Below are 13,888 nucleotides of genomic sequence, written 5' to 3'. Positions count from 1 at the left end.
CGCCCCCGCCGCCACTGCGCGACGGGGGCGTCCATCGTTCCCGTCTTCGCCGACGCCTGTATGGGCGGCCAGCGGCACGGGCTTGGGCATCGGCATGGATGGCACCGCGGTCAACAACGTGAGTTCAGTAATGCCGTCAGAACATAAATCTGACGTGTTTTTAATATCATCCTCTAGGGGGAGGCCTTCAGGACGTGCGGGAAGCAACCTTGGCACTGCGGAAGGAGTGATCCATCGGGTTGATCACCCCGCACCAGGAAAGGAAATTGATAATGAAACTCCCTTGGGTTGCTGTACCGGCCTCCGTATTTGCAGTCGTTCTCGGAACGGCACTATTGGCACCTACGGCCCAAGCCGCACCCGTTTCGAGCTCATCGTTCGAGAACAGAGAGGCGGCGGCAATCCAAGTCTTCGAGCGCGTCAGTTCAGCTGAGGACTCGTCTGCCGAATACAACGCGCTCTCTGCTGACGAACGTTCTGCATTCGAGGCGTACTTCTTGCCGGCCAGGGCCGAGGAAACCCTGTTGTTGACGCCTCTCGATTCGAACGCACGAGCGGCTTCACATGCGGGAGAAGTGGGCGACCACTACTCATCGATCGAGGCAGCCGCAACTGACGTGAGTTCCACCCTCGGCTGCTGGGGAACGTGGGCGAAGAACACCCAATGGGCGGCTGCGGGTAACGCGCTTTTTGACACTTATACGGAGGGGACGTGGTGTGCGAACGGTTCGAAGGTGACCTCGGCGACGTTCACGCGATCCTGGTCCTCGATAGCAGCACTGGGTTGGCGGGACGCCGGCCAGACAGGCCGGGGATCAGCAGTCGTTGGAAACCGAGCCAAGATCTGGTCACAGCGAAAATTGATCTTGGGGGTCGGTGGATGGGACGTCCAAACCCAGCTTCCCTGCACGCGTCTCATCGGAACTGCCGCAGGTAAAGCCTCCGGCGATCGCTCCTGCAGTATCTATTGAGAGACTGCTGTTTATGCCGAAGGTCCCGAGGATGTCGAGACCACCATCTAGGGCACGCCTCACAATCGAGGGCAGCCTTATCCTGCTGCAGGGGGTGATCACCCTCATCTCCGCCATCATGCTCTCGCCTGTAGGAGCGGTGCTGATCATCGCCAACGCCGCTGCAGCCTTAGGCACACAAGGGAACCGCCGGACCGCGTTCGCGGCTGTAGCCATCACCGCAGCTGTGGCTTACACGCTCGTGGCAGCTTTCATCCCTGCAGTCTCCTCGACAACCGAGGTCGGGATCCCGAAGGAGCTCTAGCTACGAAGCTAGCGCGCCCCAGGGAAGACGCCCCCGCCGCCACTGAGCGACGGGGGCGTCCGTCGTTCCACAGCCTCCCCCGCGCCCTCCCCCGAGCGGCCCGCTCCGTCATGGTCCAGGCCGAGGAGGCGCGGCGTCGGCACGCCCGCCCCACCCGTCATCGTCGTCCCAGGACATCCACGAACGCCCCCTCGCGGGCCCCACGAAGACGACTTCGGACCGCCCTCCTGCTGGCGCTGGGCATCCTCAGCGCCACGCTGGTCGGCGCCCTGCCCGCCTCGGCGATCACCTCGACCGGTCTGGGCACCGGCCATCGGTGGAACGGCGACCGGGCCTCGTAGCTCGGCACCTACCGACTGCCGGACGGACGCCAGGCGTTCTACCTGGCGGCCGGCAAGTCGTCGCCGATCGGCAAGGAGTACGTCACCGAGACGGGTGCCAACGTCTTGGGGGTGACGACGGTCGGACACGCTCGCCCCGCTATGCCGGTCGCGCGTTTTCAGGCTTGAGGCTTGCCAACACGCCCGCTGGCTACCTGATTAGAACATCACGATATTCAACAGACAAGATCGACAGGATTTAGAGGGCACCAAGATTACAAACACCCTCATTAATCAGGGTGAAACAAAGGCCCCAAGAAATTCCAGACGCATCTTTGAGACCAGAGACGTCAACACGCCGTATGGATGAGACAGATCCATAACAACACGCGATCAGGAAAACCGAATCGAAGCCTCGCCCCCTGCAACACTGCACACCATTCCTGACCTATTATCCGCCAGAGCTAACTTGGGATGATGGTAAACTCATCCGCAGCAAATAGACCTGCCTCCAGTGCAGCATCCACTGCCGCTTGCGGGTTCGCCGTGTACGCGACTACAGCAAGACTTGATCGAGCCCGACTGCAAGCAACATAAAACAATCTTCGCGTTCTATCGATAGTTGTCTCCTCCCCGTTTTCCAGGTGCTCCCTATCCGTTTCACTCATCGCTTTCACATCAAGTAATTTCTCGTAGCTGAAACCACGGCCGCGGGAATTTTGGTCATCCAGGACAACCATCACGTGGTCAAACTCGAGACCCTTAACGCCCTGCTGCGTATCGACTACAGACGCCCCTGTCGCGTATGAGTAGTATCGCTCAAAGGTGCCTAAACCTGTGTGAAGTGCCGCCGCCCAAGCGTCGACGAAGGCATCTCGATCATCCGCAACTTGCCCTTCAGAGCCGATGGCCTCAACTTCTTGACTAACAAAAAGCGCATCCGCAAGTTGATCAGGCAACTCGAAGACTTGACTTTCGTGAATCACACGAAGCACCGGACCCATCGCAGGATCAGATCCCCGAAGCAACGTTCGGAGCTGACGTATAGCGTTGCGAATCATAGGAACGCGAAATTGGTCACTGACAGGGGCATCCAAAGAATGACCTGCATTATATAACGGGGAATACTTTCTTATGAGCTCGTCGACCGCAAACGAATCATCCAATGCTACGGCCCGCCAAAGAGGTAGCACTTGCTTAGCCAAGAACCCAACAGGCCCGGAATCTAAAGACTCCCTGCTTGTTATAGCTGAGCGTATGCTTGCATCTACATCGAACGAAGCGAAGAAATCTGTGAAACCTAATCTCGACGCAGCCATGGAGTGTTCAAGAATCAACACTTTGGGCCCAGCATCCAACGATCGCCACGCCTGATCACCAGTCAGCCCAGCCATCCGCTTTGCAACCTCATTCTCGGTTGCGACACGGTCAGCGGACGACGCGTTCGATACGAAAAGATGCGCAGTGCCCCCAGCGGCACCCTCAAGCGCCTGTTGGTTCAAACCATCGACGGACTTGCGAAGCTGATTAGCCAGGGCCACCACTCGCCGAGACGACCTTCGATTGATAGTTTTCCGCGGCTGCTCCCAGGACTCAACCGCCGATTGAAGATCAGGCTTTCCATCAAAATAAATGCGCTGCATCATATCGCCGAACAGGCCAAGAACAAACTTACCCTTGTATTCATCAGCTAAGCTCAAGAGTGCATCCATAAGAACCTTTTGCGTATCCTGAGCCTCATCGACGAAGATAATCGGATATCGCCCAACTGCAATCTCACGAAATACGTGCTTGGTTCTAATGAAGTCCGCAGTTGCCTGAATCACCTGAGCATGCGTCAGCGCACCCCTTGAAGGCACAATCTGGTCGGGACTATAAGTAAATTGGTGCACACTAGGCAGGAGTTCGATCTGCCTCGAGTAACGCTTGATCTTGAGCCGTCGCTCTATACTCGCCTTGCTGGTTGCCTTGCCCATTGACTCCTTAAGGACAAGCTCCCGCAACTTTACCTCGAGGTGATCGCGAAGCCACAGCCTTATGTCCTCGTCAAATCCGCTAAGCAAGCTCCATGCAAATGAATGAAGTGTCGATACGTCAGCAATGCTTGCGTTTCCCAAACGGCCACGGATCTCTTCGCTCGCGGCCTTCGTGTAAGTAATCACAGCAACACGCTGCCCATTTTCCAGCAGCCGCTTGCCCCGAGTGCGACGCACTGTGTTCAGAGCAGCTACAAGCGACCATGTTTTGCCAGACCCAGCTCCTGCCGATAGGAAAAATGATTGCGGCTTATCAAGCGTGAGGTATGTGGCAATAAGTTCATCAGCCCCTATTGAGGGCGCAGGCACCTGTAGGTCGCTCATATCATGCCATTCCGGGTGCAGGAGCTGAACTGACCGCCGGCGCGGAAGTTGCTTCATCAAGACCTGCAACAAGCGGCAATTGAGAAACCTGGCCCTGTAACCAAAGAAGACCATCGTGAATATATCCAGGGGCGCGAAGCGGTTTTGTTTCAGAAATAGCAGCAAGGACGTCCATAGCAAACTTAGCCTTGCCACCTGCACTCAAGGCTTTGAAGAGCTTCGCAGTAACGGCATCGAGGTTGTCTTTATTTGCACCCTGTAGGGCTGTGGCGAACGCCTTTGCGAGGCCACTTTCTTTCATCGTCTCTACCATGTCGAAGTTAGCAAATGCAAGTGCGTCCTCAAATGTAGACGTAATCGCAGTCCCTAAGACTGACCCGCCTCGCAAAACTGCATCTGAGGTCTGATAAGCAAAATGGACACTGCCGCCCGAACCGGAAACAACCGTCTTAGAGTCGCTGTCGCGCCCAATCAAGGCATCAATATTTGCCTCCCCGAGCCAGTTTGCGAGGGTGTAATTTGTGCTGATTTGGCCCTGACCGGAGGCTGGCCGCGCTTTCTTGGCGGTGGTTCCTGTTGCAGCATCAATGTCCGTGATTACCAGCGTTGGTATCCCTAATGCCTCCACCAACGGTCTAAGTGTGTGCGCATGAGCCCCTCCGATATCGAGAAATTCAATATAGCTTTGATCAAGTTTCTTGAAATGGGACGAAACAAGATGCGGTACCAAAATGCGCTCTGCGGCACCCTCGAGAAGAACAAGTCCGTCAGCAAAGAGGACGTTGCAATGCTGCACTTTTATGTATCGCTGAACGAATTTACTATTGGCGGTCCCATTACCAAATACTCCCGCCAGGCTGCGGACTGTCGTTAGCGGCACAGGCTCGACACTCTGCTCCTGTCGCCTGAAATAGCGTATTGCCGAGAAATTGATTTCGTGAGCAATATGACTCGAGTGCGTGCTGACGATCAGTTGCGTTCCAAGATCCTGCCTATGCTTTGAAGCGTCTCCCTTGAGTGTTGCATACGCGTGTTTAATGAACACCTGCTGCACTTGCGCGTGCAGATGAGCCTCAGGTTCCTCCACTAGAACAAGATGAATCGGTGCGAGAGTCGCCGCCACGCCCGGTTGCGCACTTGAACTTGAGGCCTTACCTATCTTATGTCGACCGTCTCGGAATAGCATAAGATTAAAGATCATCAAGACTAGGTTCTGATACCCCAGGCCATTCATGCCTTCAGGTAACTCAAGTGCATTATCCGCTTTGTCTGAATCGGGGCCTAGTTGATAACGAAGAACCGAGTTATGGGTAAGGCCGTCCACGAGCTGCAAGCTTGTTCGGATAACAACGCGAGGATCCGAACCTCCTGGATATCCCATCCTTGCAATCTCTGCTAGAGGGCCTTCAAAGGCTGACCTCAGCCGTAGGTCAAATAGGCTTGATGCGCTCTGCGTCGCCCGGATGGCCTCTAAATCTTGAGGCTCCGGCGCAAGACCGAAGTCAAGATGCTTATTATAGTACTTAGCAACCTGCCGGGAGAGTCGACCATTCCGATCCTCTCCGCCCAAGTGCCTCTGCGCATTGACAATATCAATGTGAATCAACTCTGTCAGGGGATTGCGATTTAGTGGCCTCGCAGTCTCCGTCAACTTCTGAGGCTTTAACGTCTCATCATCTGGAGAATTCGCACCTCCTTTGTCAGGGTCTGCGCTAAACTCGACGAACTGTTTTGGGTCTAGCTTGTAGGCACGCACACTGAAATGTGCCTGCATTTTACGCGAAAGGAAGTCTGACAGACCACTCGGCCACAGATGCGTGGGCTCGTCTGTTGGTCCACCAGCTGCAAGTGTCGCCTTGACGCCGTCTCGACGTTCCAAGAAGGCTGATCTGAGTTCATCAATGTCGCGTGGTGCCCATTCCAGGCGGACACCCGCCGTTCCTGTGAAGTCTTCGAGGATAGGAAGTAGCTCATCGACTCGATGCAACTCGGCTTCCTCAGCAGCCAACCAGACATCGAGAGTTGGTAGAACACTCCGAAGCGCTGAGGCCGCCATGTCTGCGCTCGTGAGATCCGGAGCCTCTGCGGTAGCCTCCTCCCCTTCTGCCTCAGCACCGCCTTTGAGGGGATGTGTCTGCTCTGGTAGGCCTTCACTCGCGTTTGGATCTAGCTGCAGGGCCTCCTCGCCCTTTGGCACCGGCTGCTTGGTAGGTGACCCATCAGCACCAGCATCAGCACCAGCACCAGCACCAGCACCAGCACCAGCACCAGCACCAGCACCAGCACCAGCACCAGCACCAGCACCAGCACCAGCACCAGCACCAGCACCAGCACCAGCACCAGCACCAGCACCAGCACCAGCACCAGCATCAGCATCAGCATCAGCATCAGCATTTTGTTCCCAGAAACGCCCAACTCGATCAAGGACGTTGAGATTCGACAGAGTCAGATCGGTTATCGTAAAGGCATTCGGCTCGTCGAGGAACAGCTGGAGGGCGTCCATAGCGGACGTCTTGCCACTGTTGTTAGCACCAACAAATAAGGTGGTCTTATCCTCAAGATCAATTCGAACTGACCGCAATTTCCGAAAATTCTCGATCTCGATGAGCTTTATGTGCACAGTTCCCCCGACGTCGTCCTGGCCAAGCCCGTCGGTATTGCTCCGACTGTTGACTTCTAAGTGAATACAGCTGCAACGTCGATCTTAGTGACAATTTTTCGCTTAAGCGGTGGGTCGGAGGAAAAACCGCTCATCAGTGGTGCCAGCCAATGGGCGTCTTAGCCGAAGTGGTCTCTAATCCTCAGCCAGGTCTTCGCTGAGCATGGACAACCGTGAGGTTTCAGCATGGAATGGTTCTAAGTCTTCTAGAAAGTCGGCCTCCTGCGACCCATCGACCTCCTGCAGCAAGATGCCTGTCTTCGTCCAGCGGTCTATTGCGTGCTCTCCGGCCGGCCCTTTGCCTTTTTTCACTGCATCTTCTCGATCGGTGCGACCTTGATGAGCAGCTTCTTACGGCCGGCCGAGTCGAACAGCACCTCGGCGATGCGGCGGGCGCCGACTCCCGTGACCGCCATGACGCGGCCCTCGCCGAAGTCGATGTGCGAGATGCGGTCGCCCGTCTCGAGCTCGAGGTCGCCGTTGTCTCGCACCGTGCCTGTGACGCGGTTCGCCCACTCGGTCTTGGGCTTGGTCTTCGAGGCCGCCGTCGCGCGGTCGTAGCTGCCGCCGCCGTACCCGCCGGAGGCGCGGGGCGTGCCCCCGAAACCGCCCACGCCGCCCGTGCCCTCGCGTCGCGCATTGAGCGCCCGCGGCTGCGTGCCGCCGCGACCGTTCGCCATGCCGGGCGACTGCTTCCAGTCGATCAGCTCGGCCGGGATCTCTTGCAGATAGCGCGACGGCATCGCCACGTTGACCTCGCCGAACTGGGCGCGGGTCATCGCGAGCGAGATGAACAGCTTCTGACGGGCCCGCGTGATGCCGACGTAGAACAGACGCCGCTCTTCGGCCGGCCCGCCCGGCTCGCTGGCCGACATGCGGTGCGGCAGCAGATCCTCTTCGACGCCGGTGAGGAACACCGCCTCGTACTCGAGGCCCTTCGCCGTATGCAGGGTCATCAGCGAGACCGTGCCGCTCGTGTCGTCGAGGTCGTCGGCCGCGGCGACCAGGGTCACCTCGGTGAGGAAGTCGAGCAGCGTGCCGTCGGGGTTGTTCTTCTGGAACTCCTTCGTGACCGCCACGAGCTCGTCGATGTTCTCGGCGCGAGCCTCGTCCTGCGGGTCGCGGGAGGCGCGCAGCACCTCGACCAGACCGCTGCCCTCGATCAGAGCGGTGAGGATCTCGTGCACCGGCGCCGTAGCGGCCGTCTTCTGCACCTCGTCGAGCAGAGTCGCCAGCCCGCGGATCGCCCCGGTCACCTTCGGGCCGAGCCCGAGCTGATCGGCGTTGCGCATCGCGTCGCGCAGAGGCGTCGGCGCCTCAGCGGCGTTCGTGTCGGCCCAGCGCTGCAGGGCGGTCTCGGTGGCCGGGCCGATGCCGCGCTTCGGCACGTTCATGATGCGGCGCAGGGCCATCGGGTCGGCCGGGTTCGCGACCGAGATGAGGTACGCCATGGCGTCTTTGATCTCGGCCCGCTCGTAGAACTTCGTGCCGCCGAGCACGCGATACGGGATGGCCGAGCGGATGAAGATCTCTTCGAGCGCACGCGTCTGCGAGTTGGTGCGATAGAAGACGGCGACGTCTTTGTACGCCGTGCCGGCCTCGTGCAGGGCCGTGATCTCGTCGGCGACGAACTGCGCCTCGTCATGACCGGTGTAACCCGTGAACCCGACGATCTTCTCGCCGGCGCCGACCGTGGTGAACAGGTTCTTGGCCTGGCGATCGAAGTTGTTCGAGATGACCGCGTTCGCCGCGTCGAGGATGTTCTGCGTCGAGCGGTAGTTCTGCTCGAGCAGCACGACCTTCGAATTCGGGAAGTCGCGCTCGAACTCGACGATGTTGCGGATGTCCGCCCCGCGGAACGCGTAGATCGACTGGTCGCTGTCACCGACGACGGTGAGTGACGCCCCCGGGATGCGCCCGCTGCCGTCGCGCATCGTCTGCACGAACTGACCGCCGCGCTCGAGCTCGTCGACGAGCTCGGGGTCGACCGGCCGCGTCAGCTCGCGGATCAGCGCGTACTGGGCGTGGTTCGTATCTTGGTACTCGTCGACCAGGATGTGCCGGAACCGACGCTGGTACGTCGCCGCCACGTGCGGGAACGCCCGGAACAGGAACACCGTCTGAGCGATGAGGTCGTCGAAGTCGAACGCGTTCGCCCGCTGCAGCTCGCGCGTGTACTGACGGAAGATCTCGAGGAACATGACGTCTTGCGGGTCGCCGGCGTTGACCTGCCGGGCGTACGTCTCGACGTCGGTCAGCTCGTTCTTGAGCTTCGAGATCTTGCCCGAGGCCTGGCTGACCGTGAAGCCGAGGGTGTCGGCGTCGAGCTGCTTGAGGATCCGCTTGAGCAGGGCCCTCGAGTCGGCCGAGTCGTAGATCGTGAACGACTTGGTGAAACCGAACTGCTCGGCCTCGCGACGCAGGATCCGCACGCACGCCGAGTGGAACGTCGAGATCCACATGCCCTCGCCGGCCTGCCCCACCAGGTGCCCGACGCGCTCGCGCATCTCGGCCGCGGCCTTGTTCGTGAACGTGATCGCGAGGATCTGGCTCGGCCAGGCCTCGCGCGTCGCGATGAGACCCGCGATGCGGCGGGTGAGCACGCTCGTCTTGCCCGACCCGGCGCCGGCCACGATCAGCAGCGACTGGCCGCGGTACTCGACCGCCTCTTTCTGCTGGGGGTTGAGCCCGGCCGTCAACGGATCGCCGGACGCGCCGGTGGGGTCTGAGGGGTCGAGCACGATCGTCATGTCGGGGAGAGTCTAAACGGGGCCACCGACAGTGGGATCGAGGAGGCGCGGGTCGCGCGGTCAGGCACCGCGCCTCCTCGGCTCCCCGGCTCCGATCGGCGCCTCAGAGTCCGTCGCGGACCGCGATCGCGAGCTCCGGCTGATCGGCGAAGACGCCGTCGAGACCGAGCGCCATGAGCGCGCGGAACTCGTCGACGTAGTGACCCTGCGCGCCCCGCCCTCCCGGTCCGCGGTGAGCCCGCGAGAGGAACGCGTTCTCGGCCCGGAGCGTCCAGGCGAAGACCGCGAGACCCGCGGCCTGGGCGCGATCGACGACGCGGGCGTCGGTCGACCCGGCGGCGTCGATCAGCGTCGACTTGTCGAGACTGACGCCGTGCAGCCCCTCGGCGGCGAACCGGGCGAGCGACGGCGCCTCGAGCTGCGACGCGTAGCTCGGAGCCGCCGACCCGAGACGCGCCACGAGGTCGGCCGCAGCTCCGCGCTTCTCGATCAGGTAGACGTAACGCGCCCCGATCCCCCGGGCGCGCACCCGATCGAGCACGGTCCGCTCGAAGCTCTCGATCGTCAGCCGCTCGTCGCCCGCCCAGCCGACGCTCCGCAGCTCGTCGGCCACGAGCTCGTCGAGCGGCAGGCCGATCGACTCGAAGTGGGTCGCGTGCTTGATCTCGGCGACGAGTCCGACGGGCCGGTCGGCGGCGTCGAGGAGGCGCACCAGATCGGACAGACGGAGCATGCGCCCCGTCCCGTCGTGCTCGGCGCTGCGCGGGCGGACCTCGGGCAGCCGCTCGCGCACTGTCAGCGTCGAGAGCTCGGCCCAGGTGAGGTCCTCGGTGAACCAGCCGGTGACGTCGGCGCCCTCGATGCGCTTCGTCGTCCGCCGGTCGGCGAACTCGGCGTGATCGGCGACATCCGTCGTGCCCGAGATCTCGTTCTCGTGGCGCAGCACCAGGACGCCGTCGCGACTGGCGACGATGTCGGGCTCGATCGCGTCGGCGCCGAGCTCGATCGCGAGGCGGTACGCGGCCTCGGAGTGCTCGGGGCGGTGGCCGCTGGCTCCGCGGTGGGCGATGACCTGTGGGACGGGAGTCACGCCGCCACGGTAGCGCGCCTCCTCGGCTCGTCGACGGGTTCACGGCCGACTCGACGCGAACAGTGCACGAACTGCATGTTCGCCTGGCGCGAATACGGCTCTCATCAGGCGAATCCCCAGCCATCCGAGACAGACCAACCGTTACGGTTGACCAACGGTCGACGAGTCTCGACGACCGACACGATCACCAAGACAAGGATCCTGATGGCATTCTCGAATCCCGGCTTCAGTCAGTCGCCGGCCTTCTCGGCGAACGGCGCTGCTGTGATCCGGCAGCAGCAGGCCGGCGCCGCTCAGAACCAGCGGCCCGCCGAATACAACGGCATGACCGCCGAGCAGCTGCAGAACCTCTACACCCAGCCCTCGGCCGGCCCGTCGCAGACCGACCGCATGACGTACGAAGACACCATCACGAAGACGATCATCGCCTTCGCGGTCGTGCTCGTCGGCGCCGCGATCGGCTGGTTCGTCCCCGCCCTCGCCTTCGTCGGCGCCATCGCGGGCTTCGTGCTCGCCCTGGTCAACATCTTCAAGAAGAAGCCCTCCGCCGGTCTCGTGCTCGCCTACTCGGCGGCCCAGGGTCTGTTCGTCGGCGGCATCTCGGCGATCTTCGAGAACCAGTGGGACGGCATCGTCACGCAGGCCCTCCTCGGAACGGCCGCCGTCTTCGTCGTGACGCTCCTGCTCTTCAAGAGCGGCAAGGTGCGCGCCTCCAAGCGCGCCACCAAGATCTTCCTGATCGGCATGATCGGCTACGGCGTCTTCTCGCTGCTGAACCTCGGCCTCATGGCCTTCGGCGCGAACAGCAACCCGTGGGGTCTGCGCGGCGGCGACATCGCCGGCATTCCGATCGGGTTCATCCTGGGCATCCTCGTCGTGCTGATGGCGGCGTACTCGCTCGTCCTCGACTTCGACCAGATCAAGACCGGCGTCGAGCGCGGCGCCCCGAGCATCTACGCCTGGTCGGCGGCCTTCGGCATCGTCATGACCGTCGTCTGGCTCTACGTCGAGATCCTGCGCATGCTCGCGATCCTGCGAGGCAGCGACTAGGCGACACAGCTGCACCCGAGGCGGGGTCCGTTCCGAGAGGAGCGGGCCCCGCTTCCGTATGGAGCGGCGTGCGCGAGCAGTCCAGCCCGGGCGTCGCTCTCTCGGCTCATCGAGTGGTCGGAAGATGCTCCTCCTGAACCCGCGACGAGCATGTTCCGACCACTCGAGCAGAGCGGCACGCGCCCCAGCCCGACGGAAGACGCCCCTCACGAGACCGTGAAGGGCGTCTTCGGACCAGTCGCGGAGACCGGTCAGATCTCGGGAGCGGCGCTGCGCGTCACTCCCACTCGATCGTCCCCGGCGGCTTCGACGTGACGTCGAGCACGACGCGGTTGACCCCGGCGACCTCGTTCGTGATGCGGTTCGAGATGCGGGCGAGCACGTCGTACGGCAGGCGCGTCCAGTCGGCCGTCATCGCGTCTTCCGACGAGACCGGGCGCAGCACGATCGGGTGACCGTAGGTGCGGCCGTCGCCCTGGACTCCGACCGAGCGGACGTCGGCCAGCAGCACGACGGGGCACTGCCAGATCTCGTCGTCGAGGCCGGCGGCCGTCAGCTCGGCGCGAGCGATGGCGTCGGCGGCGCGCAGCAGCTCGAGGCGCTCGTGCGTCACCTCGCCGACGATGCGGATGCCGAGACCGGGGCCGGGGAACGGCTGGCGTCCGACGATGACCTCGGGCAGGCCGAGCTCGCGGCCGATGGCGCGGACCTCGTCTTTGAACAGAGTGCGGAGGGGCTCGACGAGCTCGAACTGCAGGTCTTCGGGGAGCCCCCCGACGTTGTGGTGACTCTTGATGTTCGCCGTACCCGTGCCTCCACCGCTCTCGACCACGTCGGGGTAGAGCGTGCCCTGCACGAGGAACTTCACGTCGGACTCGCCGTCGGCGGCGGCTTCGAGCACGAGCGCCTCGGCGGCGCCCTCGAAGCTGCGGATGAACTCGCGCCCGATGATCTTGCGCTTCTGCTCGGGGTCGGTGACACCGGCGAGCGCGTCGAGGAACTGCTGCTCGGCGTCGACCGTCACGAGGCGGACACCGGTCGAGGCGACGTAGTCCTCTTCGACCTGGCGACGCTCGTCGGCACGCAGGAGGCCGTGGTCGACGAAGACGCAGATCAGCTGATCGCCGACGGCCTCGTGCACGATCGCCGCAGCGACGGCCGAGTCGACCCCGCCCGAGAGACCGCAGATGACGCGCGAGTCGCCGACCTGGGCGCGGATGCGCGCGACCTGCTCGGCGATGACGTTGCCGCTGTTCCAGTCGGCGGGGATGCCCGCGGCACGGTGCAGGAAGTTCTCGAGCACGGCCTGGCCGAACGACGAGTGCTTGACCTCGGGGTGCCACTGCACGCCGTACAGCTTGCGCGCGTCGCTCGAGAACGCCGCGACGGGGGTCGACGCGCTCGAGGCGAGCACGTCGAAGCCCTCGGGGGCCTTCGAGACGGAGTCGCCGTGGCTCATCCAGGTGGTCTGCTCGAGCGGCTGACCCGAGAGCAGCGTGCTCTCGCCCGGCACCAGCGTGACGTCGGTCGCGCCGTATTCGCGCTGCCCGGTCTGCGAGACCTCGCCGCCGAGCGCCTTGGCCATCGCCTGGAAGCCGTAGCAGATCCCCAGCACGGGCACGTCGAGATCGAGGATCGCCGGGTCGAGACCGGGCGCGCCCTCTTCGTAGACGCTCGACGGTCCGCCGCTCAGCACGATGCCGACCGGGTTCTTCGCCGCGATCTCGGCTGCGGTGATCGTGTGCGGCACGATCTCGGAGTAGACGTTGGCCTCGCGCACGCGTCGGGCGATCAGCTGCGCGTACTGCGCCCCGAAGTCGACGACGAGCACGGGGCTCTGGGCGGTCTCGGTGGCTTCTGTCACGCGGATGCTCCCTGGGGCTTCGGGGTGGTCTGGTCGGGTCTGTTCGGCGCGTCGGCCACGAGTGCGGCGTGCTCGCGCAGCGCCAGCTTCGTCATGCGGCTCTCGACGAAGAACGACAGCAGGGGCACGACACCGCCGAGCGCGATGATGAGGAACCGCGAGAACGGCCACCGCATCAGGCTCCAGAGGCGGAAGTCGGCGAAGAGGTAGACGACGTACAGCCAGCCGTGCGCGATGAGGATCGCCGTCGACAGGTTGAACCCGGTGGTGATGGAGTCCTTCGGGACGAGGAACCCGCCCTCGCCGCCGAGCTGCATCTCGAGCTGCAGAGGCGTGTACTTGAACACCATCTCGAAGATGAGCAGCAGCAGCATCACGCCGGTGACGTACGCCGCGATGCGATAGAACTTCACCGCACCCGGGATCTTCGGGATGTCGCGTTGCCGGGGCTTGGGAGGCATGGCGTCGATTCTACTCGGGGGCGACCGGCCCGAGAGTCGCCGAGGAGGCGGGGGCCGGG

11 protein-coding genes and 1 pseudogene are annotated in these 13,888 nt (G+C 62.4%); 3 read left to right on the top strand and 9 right to left on the bottom strand.

From position 1 onward, the window contains the following. Positions 1–848: 848 nt before the first annotated feature. Positions 849–1,079, bottom strand: a complete 231-nt coding sequence (locus tag ASF17_RS15630) for a hypothetical protein (RefSeq protein ID WP_156357413.1) — start codon at positions 1,077–1,079, stop codon at positions 849–851. On the opposite strand from ASF17_RS15630, the gene ASF17_RS12020 reads away from it, so the two are divergent. Next, positions 1,066–1,275: a hypothetical protein gene (locus ASF17_RS12020; RefSeq protein ID WP_055800046.1), complete on the top strand. Its 210-nt coding sequence runs from the start codon at positions 1,066–1,068 to the stop codon at positions 1,273–1,275. The genes ASF17_RS15630 and ASF17_RS12020 overlap by 14 nt on opposite strands. Positions 1,276–1,385: 110 nt before the next feature. Then, the gene (locus tag ASF17_RS12015; RefSeq protein WP_055800044.1) at positions 1,386–1,616 is read left to right on the top strand and encodes a hypothetical protein; all 231 of its coding nucleotides are present in this window, start codon (positions 1,386–1,388) and stop codon (positions 1,614–1,616) included. Between the two features lie 443 nt (positions 1,617–2,059). On the opposite strand, the gene ASF17_RS15355 is transcribed toward ASF17_RS12015, so the two are convergent. The 6 genes and pseudogenes from ASF17_RS15355 to ASF17_RS12000 form a co-directional block, all read right to left on the bottom strand. Further along, on the bottom strand, positions 2,060–3,955 hold the full coding sequence (locus ASF17_RS15355; RefSeq protein WP_162236423.1) for a UvrD-helicase domain-containing protein: 1,896 nt from the start codon (positions 3,953–3,955) through the stop codon (positions 2,060–2,062). A 1-nt stretch (position 3,956) separates the two neighbouring features. Continuing rightward, positions 3,957–6,011 carry an ATP-dependent nuclease gene (locus ASF17_RS15350; protein WP_082475371.1) on the bottom strand — a complete coding sequence of 685 codons (2,055 nt, stop codon included), beginning with the start codon at positions 6,009–6,011 and terminating at the stop codon, positions 3,957–3,959. Between the two features lie 110 nt (positions 6,012–6,121). Further along, a complete protein-coding gene (locus ASF17_RS16020; RefSeq protein WP_235476591.1) occupies positions 6,122–6,379 on the bottom strand; it encodes a hypothetical protein in 258 nt (85 codons plus the stop codon). 49 nt (positions 6,380–6,428) lie between these two features. Next, positions 6,429–6,575 (bottom strand): annotated as a pseudogene (locus ASF17_RS16155) (AAA family ATPase); the annotation flags it as partial. Positions 6,576–6,922: 347 nt separating this feature from the next. Next, on the bottom strand, positions 6,923–9,364 hold the full coding sequence (locus ASF17_RS12005; RefSeq protein WP_055800038.1) for an ATP-dependent helicase: 2,442 nt from the start codon (positions 9,362–9,364) through the stop codon (positions 6,923–6,925). A 103-nt stretch (positions 9,365–9,467) separates the two neighbouring features. After that, the gene (locus tag ASF17_RS12000; protein ID WP_055800035.1) at positions 9,468–10,454 is read right to left on the bottom strand and encodes a glycerophosphodiester phosphodiesterase family protein; all 987 of its coding nucleotides are present in this window, start codon (positions 10,452–10,454) and stop codon (positions 9,468–9,470) included. A gap of 204 nt (positions 10,455–10,658) precedes the next feature. Here ASF17_RS12000 and ASF17_RS11995 point away from each other — a divergent pair, with 204 nt between their 5' ends. Further along, on the top strand, positions 10,659–11,504 hold the full coding sequence (locus tag ASF17_RS11995) for a Bax inhibitor-1/YccA family protein (RefSeq protein WP_055800032.1): 846 nt from the start codon (positions 10,659–10,661) through the stop codon (positions 11,502–11,504). Between the two features lie 277 nt (positions 11,505–11,781). Here the strand turns inward: ASF17_RS11995 and guaA are convergent, their stop codons facing one another. Continuing rightward, on the bottom strand, positions 11,782–13,368 hold the full coding sequence (gene guaA, locus ASF17_RS11990; protein ID WP_055800029.1) for a glutamine-hydrolyzing GMP synthase: 1,587 nt from the start codon (positions 13,366–13,368) through the stop codon (positions 11,782–11,784). Beyond that, positions 13,365–13,829, bottom strand: a complete 465-nt coding sequence (locus ASF17_RS11985) for a DUF3817 domain-containing protein (protein WP_055800026.1) — start codon at positions 13,827–13,829, stop codon at positions 13,365–13,367. The genes guaA and ASF17_RS11985 overlap by 4 nt, the downstream gene beginning before the upstream one ends. Positions 13,830–13,888: the final 59 nt, after the last annotated feature.

It is taken from the genome of Frigoribacterium sp. Leaf263 (assembly GCF_001422285.1).
Classification (GTDB): domain Bacteria; phylum Actinomycetota; class Actinomycetes; order Actinomycetales; family Microbacteriaceae; genus Frigoribacterium.
Note: the sequence above shows the minus strand (reverse complement) of the source record. Positions and strands in the feature narration are given on the sequence as shown.